Here is a 23,482-nt window from a genome sequence, read left to right as displayed (position 1 = left end):
GAAGACACCAATGGGAATTCTCGACGGATATACCGTTCTCGACTGCTCCATCGCCATGGCGGGGCCCTTTGCGGCGCAGCGCCTGGGCGATCTGGGCGCTGACGTCATCAAGGTCGAACCGATCGCCGGGGAATGGCAGCGCCACGCCCCCGCCGGCGGCATCACCGGCAACAAGATCAACGTCTCCTTCCTCTCGCTCAACCGCAACAAGCGGTCCCTCGCGGTGGACCTGAAATCCGAAGGCGGGCAGGCGGTGATCCGCAAGCTGGTCGAAAAGGCCGACGTCTTCATCCAGAACTACCGGGCCGGGGTCGCCGGGCGTCTGGGCGTCGATTACGACACCCTGTCGGCGATCAACCCCGGCCTCGTCTACGTCTCCATGACCGGCTATGGCGAGGACGGCCCCCACGCGCAGCGCCCCGGCCAGGACCTGCTGCTGCAGGCCATGTCCGGCGCGATGATGTCCACCGGCCGCAAGGGCGAACCGCCCCAGGCCGCCGGGCAATACCTGGTCGACGCCGTCACCGCCTACACCGCTTTCGAGGGCGCACTGGCCGCGCTGCTGCACCGCGAACGCACCGGCGAGGGGCAGAAGGTCGAGGTCAACATGCTCGACGCGATCACCACGCTGCAGATGCAGGAGCTGTCGGTCTTCACCGTCGGCCACAAGCCGCAGGAACGCAGCGCCGAACCGCACGCCCATGTCTACATCCGCTCGCCCTACGGCACCTTCGCCACGACGGATGGCTACATCGCGCTGGCCATGCCCAACTTCCCCGGCCTCGCCCGCGCCCTCGACGCGCCGGACCTGGCCGATCTGGACGAGGCCACCGCCGGCTGGGACGACCGCGACGCCACATTCGCTGCCGTCCGCGAGGCCATCGCCAAGTTCTCCACCGCCGACTGCCTGTCGCGGCTGGAGGCCGAGGGCATCTGGGCGGGACCCGTCTATGGCTACGCCGATCTCGTCGCCGATCCGCAGATCGCCCATAACGGCACCTTCATCGAATACGACCACCCGACCGAGGGCCACGTGAAAACCCCCGGCTTCCCCATCCGCTTCTCCCGCAGCCCGGCCGAACTGCGCCGCGGCGCACCGCTGACCGGCGAACATACGGACGAAGTGCTGCGCGCCGCCGGCTTCTCCGATGCGGAGATCGCCGAGATGGAAGGCGCCGGCGCCATCGCGCGGGGCACGGTATGAGCTTTCGCGGTCTGACATGGGATCATCCCCGGGGCCTGAACGCCCTGGCCGCCGCGCAAGGCCCGGTGATCTGGGATGTCCAACCTCTCGAAGGTTTCGAATCCGCCCCGATTGCGGAACTCTGCGCCGAATACGACCTGGTCGTCCTCGACCACCCACACCTGGGCGAGGCGATGGCGCATGACTGCCTCACCCCGCTGGAAGAGGTCTTCGCCCCCGCCGACCTGGCCCGGATCGCCGGTGCCGCCATCGGCTCGGCCTACACCAGCTATGCGATGGCGGGCCACCAATGGGCCCTGCCGCTGGATGCCGCGACACAGGTCATGGCCCTGCGCCCCGACCTGACCACACCCGCGACGACATGGGAGGAGGTCGAGAGCCTGTCCCAAGAGGGCGGGGTTGCCCTCTCGCTGGCCGGGCCCCACGCCGCGCTCTCCTTCCTGTCGGTCTGCGCCGCATTGGATGGCAAGCTGGATATGCGCGACGGCGGCTGGCCCGCCGATCGCACCGCCGAAAAGGCCTACGACATCCTTGCCCCGCTGGCCGCGCGCACGCCGGAGCACACCAGGACGCTCAACCCGATCGGGTTGCTCGATCTGATGGGCCGCACGGATGACATCCACCTGATCCCGCTGGTCTACGGCTACGTCAACTACACCCGCGCCCCGCGCCCCGTGGCCTTCCACGATGCCCCGACGGCGGGCGGTCGGCCCGGCTCGATCCTGGGCGGCACCGGCATCTGCATCTCCCGCCGCGCGCAGGTGGACGATGCGCTGCGCGATCACCTGCTCTGGCTCATGTCGGACGCCACGCAGCGCGGCTTCATCCCCGATCACGACGGCCAGCCCGGCCTGCGGTCCGCCTGGGCCGACCCGGCTGTCAACGCGGCCTGGGGGGATTTCTACACCAACACCGCCGCCACGCTGGAGGCCGCGGCGATCCGCCCCCGCCACGACGGCTACATCGCCTTCCAGACCCGCGCCTCCGCCTTCCTGCGCGACGCCTTCGACGCGCGGACCCCGGCCCCCCGCGCCATCCGCGCCCTGCGCGAGATGTTCGAGGCCAGCCAACCCGAAAGGACCACCGCATGAGCGCCCCGCTCACCCTGACGATCGAGAACCGGATCGCCACGATCACCTACAACCGGCCCGAAAAGCTCAACGCCATGACGCCCGAAATGGCGCAGCTGATGTGGGACGCGGTCCACAAGATCAACGCCGATGACGCGGCCCGCGTGGTAATCCTCACCGGCACGGGCAAGGCGTTTTGCGCGGGGTCGGACATCTCCGACTTGGACCGCTACGCCACGCCCTGGGATTTCCGCAACCGGCCGGAATATTGCGACGCACTCCGGGCGCTGCAGAAACCCTCCATCGCGGCGATCAACGGCTATGCCATGGGCGGCGGGCTGGAAATGGCGCTGTCCTGCGATATCCGCATCGCCGCCGAGAGTGCGAAACTCGCCGCGCCGGAAATCAAGCTGGGCTGGATCGGCGGCGGTGGCATGACCGCGCTGCTGGCCCATTCCATCGGCCCGTCCAATGCCGCGATGATGGTGATGACCGGCGATCCCGTGCCCGCCGATCAGGCGTTGGCCTGGGGGCTGGTCTCCGAGATCACGACGCCCGACGCGCTGATGACCCGCGCGACGGAAATTGCCGCAACCATCGCCAGCCGCGCCCCCGTGGCTGCGGAAACCGCGCGGCTGAACCTTCAGGCGGCCTACAACATGCCGCTGGAAAAGGCCGTGGCCTACGAGCGCGACTTGCAAGCCATCTGTTTCGGCACCGAAGATGCCGCCGAGGGGCGCGCCGCCTTTGCCGAAAAACGCGCCCCCGATTTCAAACGCCGCTGAGGAGCAGAGAATGAGCATCATCGACGCCCCCGAGGGCCTCTGGCTCGGTCGTTGCTGGCGCCCGGACGTGCAGGGCCCCGCCGTGGTCACCCTGCGCGACGGCCAGTTGATCGACATCACCGCCGCCGCCGCGCCCACGGTCAGCCATGTGCTGGACCTGGACGATCCGGCCTCCCATGTGCGCGCGGCCCCCGGTCAGGCGCTCGGGTCGCTGGAGGAGATCGCGGCCAACACCCCGCAGGCCGACACACTGCACCTGCTTGCCCCTTGCGACCTGCAGGCGGTGAAGGCCTGCGGCGTGACCTTCGCGCGGTCGATGGTCGAACGCGTGATCGAGGAAAAGGCCGCCGGTGATCCGGCCCGGGCCGACGCGATCCGCGCCCGTGTGGGCCAGGTCATCGGCGACAGTCTGCGCAACCTGAAAGCGGGCTCGCCCGAGGCGGCGGAGGTCAAGAAGACCCTACAGGCCGAAGGGCTCTGGTCGCAGTATCTGGAGGTCGGGATCGGCCCGGATGCGGAGATCTTCACCAAATGCCCGCCCATGGCTTCGGTCGGGACGGGGGCGGAGATTGGGCTGCATCCCATCTCCACCTGGAACAACCCGGAGCCGGAGATCGTGCTGGCCATCTCCTCCTCCGGCCGCATCCTGGGCGCGACGCTCGGCAATGACGTGAACCTGCGCGACGTGGAGGGGCGGTCGGCCCTGCTGCTCGGCAAGGCCAAGGACAACAACGCCTCCTGCGCGATCGGGCCGATGATCCGGCTGTTCGACGGCAACTGGACGCTGGACGATGTGCGCCGGGCGGAGCTGACGCTGACCGTCGCGGGTGAGGATGGCTATCACCTGACCGGCCATTCCTCCATGTCCGAGATCAGCCGCGATCCCGAAGACCTGACCGCCCAGGCCCTCGGGCGGCATCACCAGTATCCTGACGGGATGGTGCTGTTCCTCGGCACGCTCTTCGCCCCGACCGAAGATCGCGATGTCCCGGGCGAGGGGTTCACCCACAAGACCGGCGATGTGGTGACGATCTCCGCCCCCGGCCTCGGCGCACTGACCAATACCGTCCGCCTGTCGACCGAGGCCCCGGAATGGACCTTCGGCACCCGCGCCCTGATGGCCAACCTGGCGACCCGCAGATTGCTGGCGCAGGGCTGAGGCCCTTCCCGTCCCGTTAACCGGGATGAACAGCACATGAACGCCCCGCACGGGGGCACCGACGTAATACCGACGTGATACCGACGCATTGCCGATGCCGGATCCGAGACCCGAAAGGACCCTACAGATGGACGGAACACCTTCCGATTTCACCCCCCATGGCAAGCACCTGATCGCCGGAGACTGGGTCCCCGGAGAGAGCCGTTTCACCTCCGATCCCGCCCATGGCCCGGCGCACGACTTCTCCGTCGGCACCCCCGATCTGGTGGACCGCGCCTGCCGCGCGGCGGAGGAGGCCTTTTGGACATACGGCTATACGTCGCGCGAAGAGCGCGCTGTTTTCCTTGATAAAATCGCCGATGAGATCGAGGCGCGGGGCGCGGCGATCACCGCCATTGGCACCTCCGAAACCGGCCTGCCAGAGGCCCGTCTGGAGGGCGAGCGCGGCCGCACCACCGGCCAGCTCCGCCTCTTTGCCGAGCATATCCGCAAGGGCGATTACCTCGACATCCGCCACGACGCCGCGCTGCCCGATCGCCAACCCCTTGCCCGGCCTGAACTTTTCATGATGCAACGCCCGATCGGCCCCGTCGCCGTCTTCGGCGCCTCCAACTTCCCGCTCGCCTTTTCAACCGCCGGCGGCGACACCGCCGCCGCGCTGGCCGCCGGGTGTCCGGTGGTGGTGAAAGGCCACTCCGCCCACCCCGGCACCGGAGAAATCGTGGCCGAAGCCATCCATGCCGCCATTGCCGCCTGCGGCATGCCCGCCGGTGTCTTCTCTCTCATCCAGGGCGGAAAACGTGATGTGGGTCAGGCCCTTGTGCAACATCCGCTGATCAAGGCCGTCGGCTTCACCGGCTCGCTCGGCGGCGGGCGGGCGCTGTTTGACCTGTGTGCGCAACGGCCCGAACCCATCCCCTTCTTCGGCGAGCTCGGCTCCGTCAACCCGATGTTCGTGCTGGCAGAAGCCGCCGCTGCCCGCGGGGCGGAGATCGGCGCGGGCTGGGCCGGATCGCTGACCATGGGGGCAGGGCAGTTCTGCACCAACCCCGGGATTGCCGTCGTGGCCCAGGGAGCGGCTGGCGACGCCTTCGTCGCCTCCGCCGCCGACGCCCTGCGCGAGGCCGCGCCGCAGGTGATGCTGACCCCGGGGATCGCCCAGGCCTACCGCGACGGCAAGGCCCGCTTCCACGGACGAAACGCTGTGCGCCCGGTGCTGACCACCGCGCAGGAGGGGCGCAGCGCCTTGCCCAATCTCTATGAGACGGATGCGGCAAACTACCTGCAGGATCAAGGGCTTGGTGAAGAGGTGTTCGGCCCGCTCGGTCTGGTCGTCCGCGTCTCCGGCGCCGAGGAGATGGAGGCGCTGGCCAAGGGGTTCGAGGGACAGCTGACTGCGACGATCCATATGGAGGATGCGGATGCGGCGGCGGCTCGGCGGTTGTTGCCGATTCTGGAACGCAAGGCGGGGCGGCTGCTGGTCAACGGTTTCCCGACCGGGGTCGAAGTGGCCGACAGCATGGTCCACGGCGGCCCCTATCCGGCGTCGACCAACTTTGGCGCCACTTCCGTCGGCACCCTGTCGATCCGCCGTTTCCTGCGGCCGGTGTGTTACCAGAACGTGCCTGCGACAGTGCTGCCCGACGATCTGGCCGGGGCGCTCGGGGGCTGAGCGCGTGCGGCCCTTGTTGCCGCATTCGACCGGTGCAGCTTAGAGGATTTTCTCTAACACCCTGCGGCGGGGGATGTCCCTCACCGCGCCGTGGCCAGCAGCCCCGCGACATCCAGATGCTGTTCCAGATGGTCGGCCAGCGCGTCCAGCGTCTGCTCCACCGTTGCGTCGTAGCGGCCCTGCGAGGCAACCCCGAAGCCCGCCAGGAAGGCCGCGCGGAAGGCGTCGTCGGAGAACATGCCGTGCAGGTAGCTGCCCATCACCCGCCCGTCGGCCGAGGTGGCGCCTTCGGGCGTGTTCCCGATATGGGCGAAGGGGCGGTCGCGGTCGGGGCCGGTGCTTTCGCCGATGTGGATCTCATAGCCGCGAAACCCCTGTCCGGTCGCGCAATGGGTGGCGGCTGTCCGGGTCAAACGCTTGGTCGGGGTCATGACCGTGTCGATCTCCAGCAGGCCGAGCCCTTCGTCCGTGCCCGCCGGGCCTTCGATGCCCCCCGGGTCGGCGATGCTGTTGCCCAGCATCTGGTAGCCGCCGCAGATGCCCAGCACATGGCCCCCGCGCCGCAGGTGCGCGGCCAGGTCTAGGTCCCAGCCCTGCGCCCGCAGAAAGGCCAGATCGCCGCGTGTGGATTTGGACCCGGGCAGGATCACCAGGTCTGCATCGCCGGGCAGGGCGCGGCCCGGGCCCAGCATGGTCAGCCGCACCCCCGGCTCCTGCGCCAGCGGGTCGAGGTCGTCGAAATTGGCGATGCGGGACAGCGCCAGGCAGACCACGTGCAACCCGCCCTCGCGCTGCGGCGCACCCAGGTCCAGCGCATCCTCGGCGGGCAGTTTCCAGGCCTCGGAAAACCACGGCGCCACGCCAAAGCCGCGCCATCCTGTGCGAGCCTCGATCAGGGCATAGCCGTCGTCAAAGAGGCTGGGGTCGCCACGGAACTTGTTGATGACGAAGCCGGCGATCAGCGCGGCATCCTCGGGGTCGATCACCGCCTGGGTGCCGACAATCTGCGCGATCACGCCGCCACGGTCGATGTCCCCGGCGAGGATCACCGGCACGTCGGCGGCCCGGGCAAAGCCCATGTTGGCGATGTCGCCGGGGCGCAGGTTGACCTCCGCCGGGCTGCCCGCGCCTTCGACGATCACCAGATCATGGGCGGATTCCAGGCGGGTGAAGCTTTCCATCACCTTGCCAAGGAGTTGAGGTTTCAGCTGGAAATAATCCCGCGCCCGGGCGGTGGTCAGGCGTTTGCCCTGCACGATGACCTGAGCCCCCACGTCGGTTTCCGGCTTCAGCAGAACCGGGTTCATATCCGTATGCAGCGGCAGCCCGCAGGCCAGCGCCTGCAGGGCCTGGGCCCGGCCGATTTCGCCGCCGTCCCGGGTCACGGCGGCATTGTTGGACATGTTCTGCGGCTTGAAGGGGGCCACCGATAGGCCGCGCCGCCGCGCCGCGCGACACAGTCCCGCCACCAGCATCGACTTGCCGACGTTGGAGCCGGTGCCCTGGATCATGAGCGCCTGGCCCATGGATCAGAACTCGACGCCCTTCTGGGCCTTCACCCCGTCGCGGAAGGGGTGCTTGACCAGCGTCATCTCGGTCACCAGATCGGCCGCCTCGATGAGCTCGGGCTTGGCGTTGCGTCCGGTCAGGCAGACGTGGGTCATGGCGGGCTTTTCATGCAGCAGGAAATCGACCACCTCGTCGATGTCCAGGTAATCATAGCGCAGCGCGATGTTGATCTCGTCCAGCAGGACGAACTGGATCTCGGGGTCGAGGATCTGTTCCCTGGCGATGCGCCAGCCGTTCTGCGCGGCGGCGATGTCGCGCTCCCTGTCCTGGGTTTCCCAGGTGAACCCCTCGCCGGAGACGAAGAAGCGGACCTGATTGGCGAAATTGTCGCGCAGGAAGGTCCGCTCGCCGGTGTCCCAGTTGCCCTTGATGAACTGCACCACGGCGGCGGGCATGCCATGGGCGATGCAGCGCAGGATCATCCCGAAGCCGGAGGATGATTTGCCCTTGCCGGTGCCGGTATGCACCATGATCAGACCCTTTTCCTCGGTCTTGGTCTCCATCATCCGGTCGCGCGCGGCCTTGATTTTGCGCATCTTCTCTTTGTGACGGGTGGTGATGTCATCGGTCATGGTGCGGGCTCCCTTTTCGGGGACCAGAGGTGGCACTCGGGCCCGGGGGCGTCAATCCGGCAATTGCAATGGGTCGGCCCGCGTCCGGTCGGTTCAGCGGCCCTTGAAGTCGGGGCGGCGCTTTTCGAGGAAGGCGGCGATTCCTTCGCGCGCGTCCTCGGAAGCGGAGAGGGCGGATTGTTCCACCCCTTCGGCAGAGATCGCGGCGTCATAGCCGACCCCGTCCATGGACCGGATCAGCCGCTTGGCCGCAGCAGCCGCCAGAGGCGCGCCGAGGGCCAGTCGTTGCGCCAGGGCCTCGGTTTCGGCGGCCAGGGCATCGGGGGAATGCGCCGCATTGGCCAGGCCGCAATCCACCGCCTGCTGCGCGGGGATCTTCCGGCCCTCCAGGATCGCCTGCAGCGCCCGCTTGCTGCCCAGGCTGCGCTGCAGCAGCCAGGTGCTGCCCCCGTCGGGCACCAGACCGATGGCGGCAAAGGCCATGTAGATCGAGGCATCCTCGGCCATGGTGACGAGGTCGCAGTTGAGCGCCAGCGCCGCGCCGATACCGGCGGCGGAGCCATGGACCTGGGCAATCCAGATCTGCGGGGCGGTTGCGATGGCATTCAGGATCGGGCGGTATTCCCGGTCGATCAGCAGGGAGGCGGGTTCCGGCAGGGTTTCGGTCAAATCCGTCCCGGCGCAGAACCCGCGCCCGGCCCCGGACAGAACCACCACGCGGATGTCGGGCGTGGCATGGATCTGCGAAATCGCGTCGCGAAAGGCATCCCGCATCGGGGCATTCATGGCGTTGAAGGCCTCGGGCCGGTTCAGGGTGACGCGGGCGATCGGGCCCTCGAATTCCAGTAGAAGGGGGTCAGACATTGCGATCTCCGTTAACTGAGCGTGCCATCGGCGCGCATCTGGTCGATTTCGTCCCGGTCATAGCCCAGGTCGTGCAGGATTGTCTCCGTGTCACCTCCGGGGGCCGGGGGCGGGGCCACCGGACCGGGGGCGGAGCGGCTGAAGCGTGGGGCGGGGGCGGCCTGGGTCACACCGTCGCGGGTGACAAAGGTTTCGCGGGCGGCCAGATGCGGATGGCTGGCGGCTTCGGACCAGCTGAGCACCGGGGTGACGCAAGCGTCGGACCCTTCGAAGATCGCCGCCCATTCGTCGCGGGTCTTCTGGCGGAAAACCCGGGCGTAGCTTTCGCGCCGCTCTGCCCAGGTGCGCGTGTCCAACTGGGTGGCGCGGTGATCGTCCGGCAGGTCGGCCAGGCGGACCAGTTCGGCAAAGAACTGTGGCTCCAGCGGGCCGACCGCGATGAATTTCCCGTCTGCGCATTCGTAGCTGCGGTAAAAGGGGGCGCCGCCGTCCAGCAGGTTGGCGCCGCGCTGTTCACTCCACCGTCCCGCACCGATGAACCCATGCACCAGCCCCATGAGGGCAGAAGCGCCGTCGACCATTGCCGCGTCCACCACCTGACCCACGCCGGAGGACTGGCGTTCATAAAGCGCCGCCATGATCCCGAAGAGCAGGAACATCGTCCCGCCACCGTAATCCGCCCCTATGTTGAGCGGCGGGGTCGGGGGGCGATCCGGGTCGCCGGTCGCCTGCAACAGCCCGGTCAGGCCGAGGTAGTTGATGTCATGGCCGGCGGTCTGCGCCAGCGGCCCGTCCTGGCCCCAGCCCGTCATCCGGCCATAGACGAGACCGGGGTTGCGGGCGTGGCAGTCGGACGGACCCAGGCTCATCCGTTCCATCACACCGGGGCGGAACCCTTCGATCAGCACATCGGCGGTTTCGATCAGGGCGAGGGCGACCTCTATCCCGGCGGCGCTCTTGAGGTTCAGCGCGACGGAGCGTTTGCCCCGGTTGTTGATGTCGGTCGGGTCGGCCTTGCCCGAGGCGCGGGTGATCAGCGTCACCTGCGCCCCGAGATCGGCCAGCAGTTGCCCGGCCAGTGGAGCCGGGCCGATGCCTTGCATCTCGACGATTTTGAGCCCCGTGAGTGGTCCGCTCATGCCGCCTTGGCTGTGCTGTCGCGCAGCCGGTCATAGATGCTGTCGGGCACTGCGAACCTTTCGCCATAGGTCTCGGCCAGTTCTTTCGCGCGGGCCTTGAAGGTGTCCACCCCCTCGCCCCGGATGTACTGGATCGCGCCGCCGGTGTGGGCCGGGAAGCCGATGGCGAAGATACCGCCGAGGTTCGCCTCGACCTCGGTGTTCAGCACGCCTTCGTCCAGACAGCGCAGGGTTTCGATCGCCTGCCGATAGAGGATGCGGTCGACGGCATCCTGCAACGGCACCTGAGTATTGCCCCGGGCGAACTGACCCAGATCGGGCCAGAGCGTGCGCTTGCCCTCGCTGTCATAGTCGTAAAAGCCGCCGCCGTACTGCCGCCCGCCGCGTCCCATTTCGATCATCTTGTCGGTGACCTCGACGGTGGCGGTGTTGTGGTGGCCGAAGTCGCTGTCGACGCCCAGACGTTTGTCCAGCGCCTCATGCGTCTTGCGCACCTTCTGACCCAGGATCAGCGAGACCTCGTCAAAGACCTGCAGCGGCCCGACCGGCATCCCCGCCAGCCAGGCGGCGCGTTCGATGGCCGTGGGCGCCATGCCGTCGACCAGCAGCTGGCAACCCTCGTCCATGAAAGTGCCGAAGACGCGGGAGGTGAAGAACCCCCGGCTGTCGTTCACCACGATCGGCATGTAGCCGATCTGCTGGACGTAGTCGTAGGCCTTGCGCAGCGTCTCTTCGCTGGTCTTTTCGCCCATGATGATCTCGACCACCTTCATCTTGTCGACCGGGCTGAAGAAATGCAGCCCGATGAAGCGGGTTGGATCGGGGCACGACTCGGCCAGGATCGAGATCGGCAGGGTCGAGGTGTTGGAGCCATAGATCCCGTCGTCGGACAGCATCGGCCAGGTGTCGGCGATGACCTTGTCTTTCAGGTCGATGTCCTCGAACACCGCCTCGATGATGATGTCGACGCTGCCGGGGGCGGCGTTTTCCGTGGCGGGGGTGATCTGATCCAGCAGGGCGACCTTGCCCGCCTCGTCCATCCGCCCGCGCTTCATGGCCTTGTCACACAGCTTTTCCGAATAGCCCTTGCCCTTCTCGGCATTGGCCATCTCGGTATCCTTCAGCCGCGTGGCCAGCCCGCGTTTGGCATGGGCATAGGCAATGCCCGATCCCATCATGCCCGCGCCCAGAACCGCGGCGGACCCGGCTTTCCAGTGATCGCCCTCGGGGCGGACCTTGCCGGACTTGATGCTTTGCATGCCGAAAAAGAAGGTGGAGATCGCGGCCTTGGCCTCCTTCGACGCCATCAGCCCGATGAAGCGCCGCGTCTCCATCCGCAGCGCCGCGTCAAAGTTCATCCGCATGGAGTTCACGGCCACGTCGAGGATCTTCTCCGGCGCGGGCAGCAGCCCCCGGGTCTTTTGGTACAGCATCGCCGAGGACACCTGGATCATCTGGCGTACCTTGGGGTGGCTCGCATCGCCGCCGGGATAGCGGAAGCCCTTCTGATCCCAGGGCTGAACGGCGGCCTCGGGGTTGGCCTTGATCCAGGCCTTGGCGGCGGGGATCAGATCGTCCTGAGTTTCGACGACCTCGTCGACCATGCCCATCTTGAGCGCCTCGGCCGGTTTCGCCTGCTTGCCTTCCAGCAGATAGGGCATCGCCTTTTCAAAGCCGAGCAGGGCGGTCAGACGCACCACACCACCGGCCCCGGGCAGCAGGCCCAGGGTCACCTCGGGCAGGCCGACAACGGCCTTGGGAGTGTTCTGCACGATGCGGTGGTTGCAGCTGAGGCAGAGCTCATACCCGCCGCCAAGCGCCGCGCCGTTGATCGCGGCGACCACGGGGACGGGCAGCTTTTCCAGACGGCGGTAGGTCAGCTTGCTGGCCTCGATCATGTTGAACACGGCCTCGTCGGCCACCTCCGTCGCGAGGATGTTGTTCAGATCGCCCCCGGCAAAGAAAGTCGACTTGGCGGAGGCAAAGACCACGCCGGTCAGCCCTTCTTCGGCGTCCAGCCGGTCACAGATCGCCCGCATCCCCGGTTCGAACCGGTCGTTCATCGTGTTGGCGGACTGGCCCTGCATGTCCATGGTTACGGTGACGACGCCGTCGGCATCCTTTTCGTAGATGAAATCTTCCATGGTCCCCTCCCTCACAGGCGTTCGATGATGGACGCGATGCCCATGCCGCCGCCGACGCACATGCAGATCAGCGCGCGCTTCTGGTTCCGGCGTTCCAACTCGTCCAGCATGGTCGAGACCAGACAGCCACCCGTCGCCCCCAGGGGGTGACCCATGGCGATTGCGCCGCCCACGACGTTGAGCTTTTCGTCCGGCACGTTCAGATCCTTCTGAAGGCGCAACGCGACAGAGGCGAAGGCTTCGTTGATCTCGACCAGGTCGATGTCGTCGATGGTCAGCCCGGCCTTGGCCAGCGCCTTTTCCGATGCCGGTCCGGGGCCGGTAAGCATGATCGTCGGATCGGTCGCGGTCAGCGCGATGGACAGGACCCGGCCGCGCGGGGTTAGGTCCAGATCCTTGCCGACCTTTTCGTTGCCGACCATGACCAGCGAGGCACCGTCGACGATGCCGGAGGAGTTGCCGGGCGTGTGGACGTGGTTGATCCGCTCGACCTCCGGGTATTTGGCTAGGGCCACGGCGTCAAATCCCATGGAGCCGGGCATGGCAAAGCTGGCCTTCAGCGCGCCCAGTTTCTGCATATCCGTGTCGGGTTTGATGAAGTCGTCCTTTTCCAGGATGACGATGCCGTTCTCGTCCTTCACCGGCACGACAGAGCGGTCGAACCAGCCGCTGTCGCGGGCATGGGCGGCGCGCTTCTGGCTTTCCAGGGCGAAGGCGTCCACGTCATCGCGGCTCCAGCCTTCGATGGTGGCGATCAGGTCGGCGCCGATGCCCTGGGGCACGAAGCCGGTGTTGATCGCGGTTTCCGGATCCTCGGCAAAGGGGCCGCCATCGGCGCCCATGGGCACGCGCGACATGGATTCGAAGCCGCCCGCGCAGACCAGATCCTCCCAGCCACTGGCGACCTTGGCCGCGGCGGTGTTGAACGTGTCGAGGCCGGAGGCACAGAAGCGGTTGACCTGCGCGCCGGGCACGGTTTCGTCCCATCCGGCCTTCTGCAGGGCGATCTTGGGCAGGACCGCGCCCTGTTCCATCACCGGGGCGACGCAGCCCAGCATGACATCATCCACGCGGGAGGTGTCCAGATCATGCCGCTGCTGCATTTCGTCCAGCAGGGTGGTGACGAGGTTGATCGGTTTCACCTCGTGCAGCGAACCGTCCCCCTTGCCCTTGGAGCGCGGTGTGCGGATCGCATCGTAAATATAGGCAGCTTCGGCCATATTGGGTCCTCCCATTTCGGTCTGCCGTCAGGCCGCGTCGAACACGGACATTTTGGGCAGCGGATTCAATTCTTTCTGAGTGATGTCGCGGGCTTCGGCACGGTCGATGCCGACGCCGCGCAGGATGATTTCGGCGGTGTCCGACCCGGCTTCGCGCCAGGTGCGGTAGCCGTCGAGCACAAGCGTCATCGCGCCAAAGGTCGCGCCCCCGGCCGTGGCCGTGATCGAGGCGACCTGATCGCGGTGAATGGTGAATCGGCCCGAAACCATACCGCGGCGCAGCTCATCCGCGGGCATGGTGCCCCAGAAGCTGCCGAGCGTCGGCTCCAGCATGGCATATCGGGCGATGAAGCGGCCCCAATGCGGGTCTTCATGCACCCGCCGCACGCAAAGCCGGATCGCGGCGGAGAGCTTTTCAGCCGGGTCGTCCATCTCCTGCGTGGCGTGGCCGATTGTGTCGCCGAATTCGTCTGCCACCGTGGCGCAGACCGAGGTGAAGAGCCCGTTCGGATCATCGAGGTTGTTGTAGATCGTCCCGCGCGACAGCCCCGCCTCCTTCGCCAGATCGCTGACGGCCAGGCTGGTGCCCCCGTTCTCGGCGAAGAGCCGCATGGCGGCGTGGTGGATGCGAAGGGTGGCTGTGTTCATCGGGCCTATTTTCGACATGCGAAATTTGAGTGTTGACGGAAATTGAACACGAGTGTTTAATTCCTGTCAACATCGTTCATCGCCGCAGGGGAGGAGACGGCATGGATACCCAATGGGGGCGCAGTGCTGCGTCCGGGCTCCGCTGATGGAGCTGTTGCAACTCGTTATCGGCGGCCTGGCAAATGGCTGTATCTACGGGCTCGTCGCCCTTGGATTCGTCATGATTTACAAGGCCAGCGAAGGGGTGAACTTCGCCCAGGGCGACATGATGATGCTGGGCGCTTTCATTGCGCTCGGCCTCGGGAATTCCGACCAGATGGGCCTGCCGTTCGGCCTGGCGATGATTCTCGCCATGGTGCTGATGTTCGGCATCGGCTGGGGGGTGGAACGCGTCGTCGTCCGGCAGATTTTCGGGCAGCCGCAGTTCGCCCTCGTCATCCTGACCATCGCCCTCGGCTTTGTTTTCCGATTTGTTGCGGGGTCGATCTGGGGCTACACGCCGCTGGTGCTGGAAACGCCCTTTGCCGGGCAGAACCTGCGCGGCGGCGGGATCGTGATCTCGCTCGCCGATCTGGTGACCATCGGGGTGACCTTTGTTCTGACTGTCGCTCTCTGGGCCTTCTTTGCCTTCACCCGGATCGGGCTGGCCGCGCAGGCCGCGTCGCAGAACCAGATGGCGGCCTATATCGTGGGCGTGCCGGTGATGCGGATCAACTCGCTGATCTGGGGGCTGTCGGGGGCCGTGGCGACAGTGGCGGGGGTGCTTTACGCTACGCGCGGCGCGATTGATCCGAATATCGGCCTGCTCGGGATCAAGGCCTTTGCGGCGGCGGTGATCGGCGGCCTCGGCTCGCTGCCGGGCGCGCTGATCGGCGGGCTGATCATCGGCGTGGTGGAACCGATCGCAGGCCGCTATGCGCCGGGCGAGCTGGCCAAGATGTCGCCCTATATCATCATGTTGCTGGTCCTTATCACCCGTCCGGGTGGTCTGTTCAGCCAGATCCAGATGAAGAAGGTCTGAACGATGCGGATAGTGTTCAAGACCAGTTACGACCGGGATATAGACCTGCATGAACACGGGCGCAGCCGAGCCAAGATCGCCGTGCTTCTGGCGATCATGATCGTGCTGCCCTTCGTGGTAGGGGACTATTACTTGGCCGAGGCCGCCAATACCCTGATCTGGGCGCTGGCGGGCATGGGGTTGATGGTGGCGGTCGGCCATACCGGGCAGGTCAGCCTGGGCCATGCGGCCTTCCTCGCAATCGGGGCCTATGCGGATTCCGCGTTGATGAATGCTGGGGTGCCCTTCCTGATCAGTTTCCCGCTGGCGGGGCTGATCGCCGGGGTCTTCGGGGCTGTCATCGCCGTGCCCGCGGTGCGGATGTCAGGCATCTACCTGGCCATCGCCACGCTGGCGGTCTTTGTCATCGTCGAGGAACTGGTGATCCTGTTGGAGCCGATCACCGGCGGGGTCGGCGGGATCATGGCGCCCTCGATCACTATCCTCGGGATCAGTTTCGACCGCTATGCCGCGCTGGATCACTTCTACTGGCTCTGCCTCGCCGTGGTGGCACTGGTCACCTGGGGATACGCCAACCTGATGCGCTCGCCCTCGGGGCGGTCGTTCCTGGCGGTGCGCGACAGCGAGGTGTCGGCGCGTGCGCTTGGCATCAACGTGACGCGGACCCGGGCGCTGGCCTTCGGTCTGTCCTCGGGGGTGACCGGCCTGGCCGGGGCGCTGATGGGGCATTACATCGGCTTCTTCAATTACGAGCTCTTCTCGATCTTCATCTCGATCAACCTTCTGCTGGTGGTGACCATCGGCGGTCTGGGCTTCATCCAGGGGGCCTTCCTGGGGGCGATCCTGATCACGGCGGTGCCGCAGATGATCTCGATCCTGCGGGACAATCTGGTGACGGTCGGGATCGACCTCGGCGGCATTCCCGGCCTCGACACGATGATCTTCTCGCTGATCCTGATCGGATTCATCATCTACGAACCGACCGGGCTTTATGGCCGCTGGCTCAAGATCCGCTTCTGGTTCGAGATCTTCCCGCTGGCCCGGCGCGACATGTTCCGCCGCCAGAAGTCCTATCTCAAGACGGAGCGGATGAAATGAGCCTTCTGCAAGTCGAAGATCTGGCAATCCATTTCGGCGGGGTGAAGGCCGTGGACGGCGTGTCGTTCACTGTCGAGAAGGGCGAGGTCTTTGCGATCATCGGCCCGAACGGCGCGGGCAAGTCGACGATCTTCAACCTGATCTCCCGGGTCTATGCGCCGACGCGCGGCACGATCCGGTTCGATGGGCATGAACTGACCCGGCTGAAGGCGCATGACATCGCGGGCCTGGGCATCGCGCGGACTTTTCAGAATATCGAGCTCTTCGATCATTCGACCGTGCTCGACAACCTGCTGATGGGCCGCCACACGCACCGCGCGACGAATTTCGTGCAGGATATCCTCTTCCTGCCCAAGGTCCGGCGGGAGGAACGCGAACACCGCCGCCGCGTCGAACAGGTGATCGAACTGCTGGAGCTGGAGGCCTACCGCAAGAAGATGATCGCGGGCCTGCCCTATGGGGTCCGAAAGGTGGTCGAGATCGGGCGCGCGCTGGCCATCGGGCCGAAACTGATCCTGCTGGATGAACCGGCCTCCGGCCTCTCGGTCGAGGAAACCCGCGACGTCGCCTTCTGGATCGAGGACATGCGCCGCGACATGGGGCTGACCGTGCTGATGGTGGAACATGACATGAGCCTGGTGAACCGCGTCTCCGACCGGGTGCTGGCCATGGCCAACGGTCAACCGCTGGCGCTCGGCTCGCCCGCTGAGGTGCAGGCGCATCCGGATGTGCAGGCGGCCTATCTGGGCACGGGGGCGGCAGCATGAGGCGGACATTGACGCACGACACGCCCCGGCCCCCGCGCCGGGGCCTCACGGCCACTGACCACGCTTGGGTCTGTTCGAAGTCTTGGGACGGCGAGGCCCCGGCGCGGGGGCCGGGGCGTGGTGCCATTCGCCTCGTGCGGGAGGCCCCGGCGCAAGGGCCGGGGCAGGAGGGGCAACCATGACCGTTCTCTCCGTCCGCAACCTCGAAACCTTCTACGGCGCGATCATGGCCCTGCGTGGGGTCTCCATCGACGTCGAGGATGGCGAGATCGTCACGATCCTGGGTGCCAATGGCGCGGGCAAGACAACCCTGATGAAGACCATCGCCGGGCTGATGGACCCGGAGAAGGGCACGATTTCCTTCTTGGGCGAGGAGATCGCGGGCCTCGACCCGGACCGTGTGGTCCGCCAGGGGATCGCCCTAGTGCCCGAGGGGCGGGAGGTCTTTCCCTATCTCACCATCGAGGAGAACCTGAAACTGGGCGCCTACACGCGGCGCGACAGCAGCGCCGACGATCTGGCGCTGGTCTACCAGTATTTCCCGATCCTCAAGGAGCGTCGGAAGCAGGCCGCAGGCTTCCTGTCGGGCGGGCAACAGCAGATGCTGGCCATCGGGCGCGGGCTGATGGCGCGGCCGCGGCTGATGATGCTGGACGAACCCAGCCTCGGCCTCTCGCCGCTGCTGACGCAGGAGATCTTTGCGATCATCGCGCGGCTGAATGCCGAACAGGGCGTGACGATGCTGCTGGTCGAACAGAATGCCCATATCGCGCTGGCGACGGCGCATAAGGGCTATGTGCTGGAGATGGGGCGGATCGTGATGGCGGGCAGCACGGAAAAGCTGCGCGCCTCCGACGATATCCAGGAGTTCTACCTCGGCCGCACGGGCGAGACGCAGCGCGACCAGAAACGCTGGAAAAGGCGCAAGACATGGAGATGAGCCGCGTGGACACTTCCGACCTGCTGAGTTTTGACGGGTTCGAGACGATGACGGCGCTGTGGGCCGATCGCTGCACGCGCTACGGCGACCGCGTGGCGCATCGGGAGAAGGAGCTGGGCATCTGGCAGGCCTATTCCTGGCGCGACTACTACGAGAGCGCCCGCAAGATCGGCCGCGCGCTCATGTCCTTTGGCGTGCAGAAGGGCGAGCCGGTGCTGATCCTGTCGGAGGACCGGCGCGAATGGCTCTACATCGACCTGGCGGCGGCTTCCATCGGGGCGATCCCGGCGGGGGTCTATACCACCGACAGCGCGGGGCAGCTGGCCTATCTGGCCAAAGACAGCGGGGCGCGGGTGCTTTTCGTCGAGAATGACGAACAGCTCGACAAGTTCCTGCAGGCCCGGGGCGAGATGCCGGGCATCGAAAAGGTCGTGGTGCTGGATCCCGACGGTCTGGCCGGGTTCTCCGATCCGCAGGTGATGTTCCTGGAGGATGTCTATGCCATGGGCGAGGCCGAGGAGCGGCGCGCGCCCGGCCTCTTCGAGGAGGCGATGGCGACGATCCGGCCCGAAGATCCCCGGATGCTGATCTATACCTCCGGCACGACCGGCCCGCCCAAGGGGGCGGTGATCACGCATCGCAACATGATCTTTCAGCTCAAGGCCGGGCATCAGCTGCTGGATTTCCGGGCCGACGACAACCTGCTGTGTTTCCTGCCGCTGTGCCATGTGCTGGAACGGCTGGTTTCGGTCGAGGCGCCAATCGCCAATGGCTGTACGGTGAATTTCGCCGAAAGCCCGGAGACGGTCTTCGACAACCTGCAGGAGGTCAGCCCGGACAGTTTCGCCGGCGTCCCGCGGATCTGGGAGAAGATCTATTCCCGGGTCATGATCCTGCGGTCGGAGGCCGGTCCGGTCGGGGCCTGGGCCTTTGACCGTGCCCTGGCCATCGGTGCCCGCCATGCGGCGGCCGAGGCCCCGGGCGCGGGGCTGCGCCTTGCGCATTGGGTCGCGGATGTCACCGTGCTGTCCAACCTGCGCCGGATGCTGGGCCTGGGCAAGGCGCGGCGCGTGACCTCGGGCGCGGCGCCGATCTCGCCCGAACTGATCCACTGGTTCGCAGCCCTCGGCGTGCCGCTGATCGAGGGCTACGGCATGACCGAAACCGCCGGGGTCGCCACCGTCAACACGGTAGACGACAACCGCATCGGCACCGTCGGCCCGCCCCTGCCGGGGGTGGAGCTGCGCATCGACGAAAACGGAGAGCTGCTGGTCGGCGGCCCCTGTGTTTTTGGCGGCTACTGGAACAAACCCGAGAAGACGGCGGAGACCATGACCGGCGACGGCTGGCTGCGCACCGGCGATATCGGGCGCATCGGCAATGACGGGGCGCTGACGATCACGGGGCGACTGAAGGACATCATCATCACCGCGGGCGGCAAGAACATCACCCCGGCGGAGATCGAGAGCAAGCTGAAGTTCAGCCCCTATATCTCCGACGCGGTGGTGATCGGGGACCGGCGGAAATATCTGACCTGCCTGATCATGATCGACCAGGAGAATGTCGAGAAATTTGCCCAGGACCGGCAGATCCCGTTTTCCGACTTCGCCTCGCTCACGCAGGCGCAGGAGGTGCGGGAGCTGATCGGCGGGGTGGTGGCGGAAACCAACAAGGCCTTCGCGCAGGTGGAGCAGATCAAGGATTTCCGCCTGATCGACATCCTGCTGACGGCCGAGGATGAAGAGCTGACACCGACGATGAAGCTCAAACGGAATTTCGTGAACCAGCGCCATTCCGCGCTGATCGACGAGATGTACTGATCCAGAGAGATCACAAAAGGGAGGAAGACATGAAATACCTCAAATCACTGGCGGCAGCGGCCACGCTGGCCGCGTCACCGCTTCTGGCCCAGGCGCCGGGCGTGACCGATGACGAGATCAAGATCGGCGGTGCGCATGACCTCAGCGGCATCTTTGCACCCTTTTCGGTGCCCGCCGTGACCGCGGCCAAGATCTATTTCGACGAGATCAACGCCAATGGCGGCATTCATGGCCGCAAGATCAACTATATCGTGGAGGATCACGGCTACCAGGTGCCCAAGGCGGCGCAGGCGGCGAACAAGCTGATCAACCGCGACCAGGTCTTTGCCATGCTGCTGAACCTCGGCACGCCGCAGAACCTGGCGATGTTCCAGTTGATGGGCCCGCAGGGCGTGCCGAACGTCTCGCCCATCACAGCCGCGCGCCAGATGGTGGAGCCGCTGGAGCCGTGGAAGTTCGCGGGCACGGCCTCCTATTATGCCGCCGTGAAGGCGGCGATCGCCTATATGCAGGAAAACGAGGGGACCCAGAAGGTCTGCCTGATGATCCTGCCCACGGACTTCGGCAAGGAGATCGAGGCGGCGGTGCATGAGCTGGCAGAGGCCGGCGACATCGAGCTGGGGGCGGAGATCGGCCACAAACCGGACGAGAGCGACTTCACCGGCGCGCTCGGCAAGGTCAAGGACTCCGGTTGCGATACGGTCGGCATGGCGCTTGGCATCAGCCAGATGATCAACGCCATTACCACGGCGCGCAAACTGGGTATGGATGATCTGAAGTTCATGCTCTCCAGCGCCGGCTTCCATACGGTCGTTGCCAAGGGTCTGGCGGCGCAGGGCGTGATGGACGGGGTCTATTCCGCTGCCGGCTGGCAGGATCTGGAGGCCCGTCTGGGCGAGCCGGAAGTGGCGGACTGGGTGGCCAAGTACAAGGCCGCGACCGGCGAAGACTATCCCGGCACGGGCGCCCTTCTGGGCCGTGCTGGCGCGGGGGTTCTGGTCGCTGCACTGGAAGCCGCCGGGCCTGACCTGACGCGCGAGGGCTTCATCGCTGCGATGGAATCGCTCGACTATGAAGACAAGATCGCGGGCAACCATGTCGATTTCAGCGCCACGGACCACGAGGGCGCGGATGAGGTCTTCGTGAACCGGATCGAAAACGGCTCCTGGGTGCTGGTCCAAACTCTGGACTAACCGTCGGCGCCCCGGCCCTGCGCCGGGGCCCATCCCCGACAATGCAACCAGCGGCCCCGGTTCTTAGCCGGGGCACGGAGGGCCTGTGCCCGCTGACTGTGCCCACCAACCGAGAGAGACAGAGATGCTGAACCGCACGATCTACGACGAAGAACACGAGATTTTCCGGAAATCCGTCCGGGCCTGGGCCGAGGCGGAGGTCTTCCCCCACGGCGAAGCCTGGCGGGAGGCGGGCTGTGTCTCGCGCGAGGTATGGAAAAGCGCGGGGGAGCAGGGGTTCCTCTGCATGTATGCCGACGAGGCCCATGGCGGGCTGGGCCTGAAGGATTTCCGCTACGACATGATCCTGTGCGAGGAGATCGGCCCGCGCGAGCCCGGCTTCTTCCTGGGGCTGCACAACCGGATCGTCGGCCCCTATCTGCAGAATTTCGCCAGCGATGCGCAGCGCCAGAAATACATGCCCGGCGTCGTTTCCGGCGAGACGATCCTGGCCATCGCCATGACGGAACCCGGCACCGGGTCGGACCTGGCGGGCATCAAGACCCGCTCGGTGGAGGACGGCGATCACTGGGTCCTCAACGGATCAAAGACCTATATCTCCAACGGCTTTCTCGCCGATCTGGTGCTGGTCGCCGCCAAGACAAACCCAGAGGCCAGCCATGAGGTGGGTCTTTTCTGGGTGGAAACGGATACGCCGGGGTTTGCGCGCGGCCGCAACCTCAAGAAGGTGGGGCTGGAAAGCCAGGACACGGCGGAGCTCTTCTTCGACAACGTCCGGGTGCCCAAGGAAAACGTGCTGGGCGATCCCCGGGGCGGCTTCAAGACCATGATGATGAACCTGGCGGAGGAACGGCTGATCGGCGCGGTCGGGTTCGTCGCGCGGGCCGAACATGCCTTCAACATCACCATGGAATACATCATGGAGCGCCGCGCCTTTGGCCGCGCCATTGGCACCTTCCAGAATTCGCGGTTCAAGATGGCCTCGATGCGGACCGAGTTGGACGCCGCCTGGGCGCTCTCCGACCACTGCGTGCGCGAGCACATGGAGGGGCGTCTGTCAGCCGAAATGGCGGCGGAGGCCAAGCTTTATACCTCCGAGGTCGAGGGGCGCGTGGTGGATGAATGCCTGCAGCTGCATGGCGGCGCTGGCTACATGGACGAATACGAGATCTCGCGCCTTTACCGCGATGCGCGGATCAGCCGGATCTATGCGGGCACGTCCGAGATCATGCGCGAAATCATCGGCCGTGGCCTGGGTCTGGACGACCGGCAGCGCAACTGATGCCCGGGGCCGGGCCTGACACAGCCGGTCGGCCCGAGATGGCGGTCTCGATCACGGACGGTGCTTCCCGTGTTGGCGGGGCACCAATCCGCAGGCCAACGCGCGTCCGCATCCCCCTGAAAGACCCCTGACGAAGGAACCTCAAATGCCCTTCCCCCGTACCCATCTTGAGCCGGAGCACGAGATGTTTCGCGATCAGGTCCGCCGCTTCCTCAAGGACACGATGTCCGGCAAGGTCGGCAAATGGCGCGAACAGGGCCATGTCGACCGCGAGGATTTCACCGCGTTCGGGGCCAACGGCTGGCTCTGCCTCTGGGCGGAGGAGGACTACGGCGGTCCCGGCATCCGCGACATCCGCTACGATCAGGTCCTGCAGGAGGAAACCATCCGCTGGACCGACATCGGCTTTTTCCACAACGCCCATTCCATGCTGGTCGGCCCTTACCTCGACCGGTTTGCCACTGCCGAGCAGAAGGCGCGCTTCCTGCCCGGCGCGGTGAGCGGAGAGACGATCATGGCCATCGCCATGACCGAGCCCGACACCGGTTCGGACCTGGCCGCGATCCGCACGAAGGCCGAGGACAGAGGCGATCACTACCTGCTCACCGGTGCCAAGACCTTCATCTCCAACGGGATCATCGGCGATCTCTTTGTCGTTGCGGCGAAAACCGGTGAGAAGCGAGGGGAGATCGGGCTGTTTGTCGTCACCTCCGACATGGCGGGCTTTTCGCGTGGGCGGCACCTGAAAAAGATGGGCCTGCCGGTGCAGGACACCGCCGAGATCCGGTTCGACAAAGTGAAGGTGCCCAAGGCGAACCTGCTGGGCGATCCCGGAAAGGGGTTTGCCTATATGGCCGAATGCCTCGCGGTGGAGCGGACGATGAGCGCGATTTCCTCGCTCTCCCACGCGCAGGCGGCCTTTGACATCACGCTGGAGTTCATCAAGGAACGCCGCGCCTTCGGCCAGCCCGTGGGCGCCTTTCAGAACACGCGCTTCGTCATGGCCGACCTCCGGGCGCGGCTGGATGCGGCGCAGGCCTACCTCGATCAATGCGTGGTGCTGGCCAATGAAGACAAGCTGACGCCGGAGGATGCGGCGGGGGCAAAGCTGCTGTGTTCGGAGTTGCAGGGGGAGGTCGTGGATGCCGGCCTGCAGTTCCACGGCGGCGCGGGCTATATGGACGAATACGAGATCAGCCACATGTTCCGCGACGCCCGCATCGCGCGGATCTATGCCGGGACGTCCGAGATCATGAAGGAGATCATCGGTCGTGGTCTGGGCCTGGGCGAGCGGGACCTGCGGTAGGGCGCCCGG

General features: G+C 66.2%; 20 protein-coding genes. 13 read left to right on the top strand and 7 right to left on the bottom strand.

What is annotated here, in order from left to right; all coding sequences use genetic code 11:
• The first annotated feature begins 10 nt into the window (after positions 1 to 10).
• From ACFC2Y_RS09975 to ACFC2Y_RS09955, 5 genes are all read left to right on the top strand, one after another.
• Positions 11 to 1,204: a CaiB/BaiF CoA transferase family protein gene (locus tag ACFC2Y_RS09975; RefSeq protein WP_375174639.1), complete on the top strand. Its 1,194-nt coding sequence runs from the start codon at positions 11 to 13 to the stop codon at positions 1,202 to 1,204.
• Positions 1,201 to 2,295: a carbohydrate ABC transporter substrate-binding protein gene (locus ACFC2Y_RS09970; RefSeq protein WP_375174640.1), complete on the top strand. Its 1,095-nt coding sequence runs from the start codon at positions 1,201 to 1,203 to the stop codon at positions 2,293 to 2,295. Before ACFC2Y_RS09975 ends, ACFC2Y_RS09970 begins: the two co-directional genes overlap by 4 nt.
• Entirely contained in the window at positions 2,292 to 3,059 is a 768-nt protein-coding gene (locus ACFC2Y_RS09965) for an enoyl-CoA hydratase/isomerase family protein (protein WP_375174641.1), read from the top strand. Before ACFC2Y_RS09970 ends, ACFC2Y_RS09965 begins: the two co-directional genes overlap by 4 nt.
• 10 nt (positions 3,060 to 3,069) lie before the next feature.
• Entirely contained in the window at positions 3,070 to 4,218 is a 1,149-nt protein-coding gene (locus tag ACFC2Y_RS09960; protein WP_375174642.1) for a fumarylacetoacetate hydrolase family protein, read from the top strand.
• Between the two features lie 127 nt (positions 4,219 to 4,345).
• A complete protein-coding gene (locus tag ACFC2Y_RS09955; RefSeq protein ID WP_375174643.1) occupies positions 4,346 to 5,890 on the top strand; it encodes an aldehyde dehydrogenase (NADP(+)) in 1,545 nt (514 codons plus the stop codon).
• 80 nt (positions 5,891 to 5,970) lie between these two features.
• On the opposite strand, the gene ACFC2Y_RS09950 is transcribed toward ACFC2Y_RS09955, so the two are convergent.
• The 7 genes from ACFC2Y_RS09950 to ACFC2Y_RS09920 all read right to left on the bottom strand — a co-directional run bounded on the left by ACFC2Y_RS09950 (position 5,971) and on the right by ACFC2Y_RS09920 (position 14,046).
• Complete coding sequence (locus tag ACFC2Y_RS09950; RefSeq protein ID WP_375174644.1) at positions 5,971 to 7,416, bottom strand: cobyric acid synthase; 1,446 nt, start codon at positions 7,414 to 7,416, stop codon at positions 5,971 to 5,973.
• Positions 7,417 to 7,419: 3 nt separating this feature from the next.
• On the bottom strand, positions 7,420 to 8,031 hold the full coding sequence (gene cobO / locus ACFC2Y_RS09945; protein ID WP_375174645.1) for a cob(I)yrinic acid a,c-diamide adenosyltransferase: 612 nt from the start codon (positions 8,029 to 8,031) through the stop codon (positions 7,420 to 7,422).
• 93 nt (positions 8,032 to 8,124) lie between these two features.
• A complete protein-coding gene (locus ACFC2Y_RS09940) occupies positions 8,125 to 8,895 on the bottom strand; it encodes an enoyl-CoA hydratase/isomerase family protein (protein ID WP_375174646.1) in 771 nt (256 codons plus the stop codon).
• Positions 8,896 to 8,906: 11 nt separating this feature from the next.
• The gene (locus ACFC2Y_RS09935; RefSeq protein ID WP_375174647.1) at positions 8,907 to 10,034 is read right to left on the bottom strand and encodes a CaiB/BaiF CoA transferase family protein; all 1,128 of its coding nucleotides are present in this window, start codon (positions 10,032 to 10,034) and stop codon (positions 8,907 to 8,909) included.
• Positions 10,031 to 12,178: a 3-hydroxyacyl-CoA dehydrogenase NAD-binding domain-containing protein gene (locus tag ACFC2Y_RS09930; RefSeq protein WP_375174648.1), complete on the bottom strand. Its 2,148-nt coding sequence runs from the start codon at positions 12,176 to 12,178 to the stop codon at positions 10,031 to 10,033. The genes ACFC2Y_RS09935 and ACFC2Y_RS09930 overlap by 4 nt, the downstream gene beginning before the upstream one ends.
• A gap of 11 nt (positions 12,179 to 12,189) precedes the next feature.
• Positions 12,190 to 13,398, bottom strand: a complete 1,209-nt coding sequence (locus ACFC2Y_RS09925; RefSeq protein ID WP_375174649.1) for an acetyl-CoA C-acetyltransferase — start codon at positions 13,396 to 13,398, stop codon at positions 12,190 to 12,192.
• A 27-nt stretch (positions 13,399 to 13,425) separates the two neighbouring features.
• Positions 13,426 to 14,046 (bottom strand): TetR/AcrR family transcriptional regulator, encoded by a 621-nt coding sequence (locus tag ACFC2Y_RS09920; RefSeq protein ID WP_375174650.1) that lies wholly within the window; start codon positions 14,044 to 14,046, stop codon positions 13,426 to 13,428.
• 145 nt (positions 14,047 to 14,191) lie between these two features.
• On the opposite strand from ACFC2Y_RS09920, the gene ACFC2Y_RS09915 reads away from it, so the two are divergent.
• The 8 genes from ACFC2Y_RS09915 to ACFC2Y_RS09880 all read left to right on the top strand — a co-directional run bounded on the left by ACFC2Y_RS09915 (position 14,192) and on the right by ACFC2Y_RS09880 (position 23,473).
• Positions 14,192 to 15,067, top strand: coding sequence for a branched-chain amino acid ABC transporter permease (locus ACFC2Y_RS09915; protein WP_375174651.1), 876 nt, complete (start codon positions 14,192 to 14,194; stop codon positions 15,065 to 15,067).
• Between the two features lie 3 nt (positions 15,068 to 15,070).
• A complete protein-coding gene (locus ACFC2Y_RS09910) occupies positions 15,071 to 16,165 on the top strand; it encodes a branched-chain amino acid ABC transporter permease (protein ID WP_375174652.1) in 1,095 nt (364 codons plus the stop codon).
• Positions 16,162 to 16,932, top strand: coding sequence for an ABC transporter ATP-binding protein (locus ACFC2Y_RS09905; protein ID WP_375174653.1), 771 nt, complete (start codon positions 16,162 to 16,164; stop codon positions 16,930 to 16,932). Before ACFC2Y_RS09910 ends, ACFC2Y_RS09905 begins: the two co-directional genes overlap by 4 nt.
• Positions 16,933 to 17,110: 178 nt before the next feature.
• Entirely contained in the window at positions 17,111 to 17,872 is a 762-nt protein-coding gene (locus ACFC2Y_RS09900; protein ID WP_375174654.1) for an ABC transporter ATP-binding protein, read from the top strand.
• Complete coding sequence (locus ACFC2Y_RS09895) at positions 17,863 to 19,692, top strand: AMP-dependent synthetase/ligase (protein WP_375174655.1); 1,830 nt, start codon at positions 17,863 to 17,865, stop codon at positions 19,690 to 19,692. Before ACFC2Y_RS09900 ends, ACFC2Y_RS09895 begins: the two co-directional genes overlap by 10 nt.
• Positions 19,693 to 19,721: 29 nt before the next feature.
• Complete coding sequence (locus tag ACFC2Y_RS09890; RefSeq protein WP_375174656.1) at positions 19,722 to 20,885, top strand: ABC transporter substrate-binding protein; 1,164 nt, start codon at positions 19,722 to 19,724, stop codon at positions 20,883 to 20,885.
• 124 nt (positions 20,886 to 21,009) lie between these two features.
• Positions 21,010 to 22,167, top strand: coding sequence for an acyl-CoA dehydrogenase family protein (locus ACFC2Y_RS09885; RefSeq protein ID WP_375174657.1), 1,158 nt, complete (start codon positions 21,010 to 21,012; stop codon positions 22,165 to 22,167).
• A gap of 145 nt (positions 22,168 to 22,312) precedes the next feature.
• On the top strand, positions 22,313 to 23,473 hold the full coding sequence (locus ACFC2Y_RS09880; protein ID WP_375174658.1) for an acyl-CoA dehydrogenase family protein: 1,161 nt from the start codon (positions 22,313 to 22,315) through the stop codon (positions 23,471 to 23,473).
• Positions 23,474 to 23,482 lie beyond the last annotated feature (9 nt).

It is taken from the genome of Pseudooceanicola sp. (genome assembly GCF_041987405.1).
Taxonomy (GTDB): domain Bacteria; phylum Pseudomonadota; class Alphaproteobacteria; order Rhodobacterales; family Rhodobacteraceae; genus Pseudooceanicola.
Note: the sequence above shows the minus strand (reverse complement) of the source record. Positions and strands in the feature narration are given on the sequence as shown.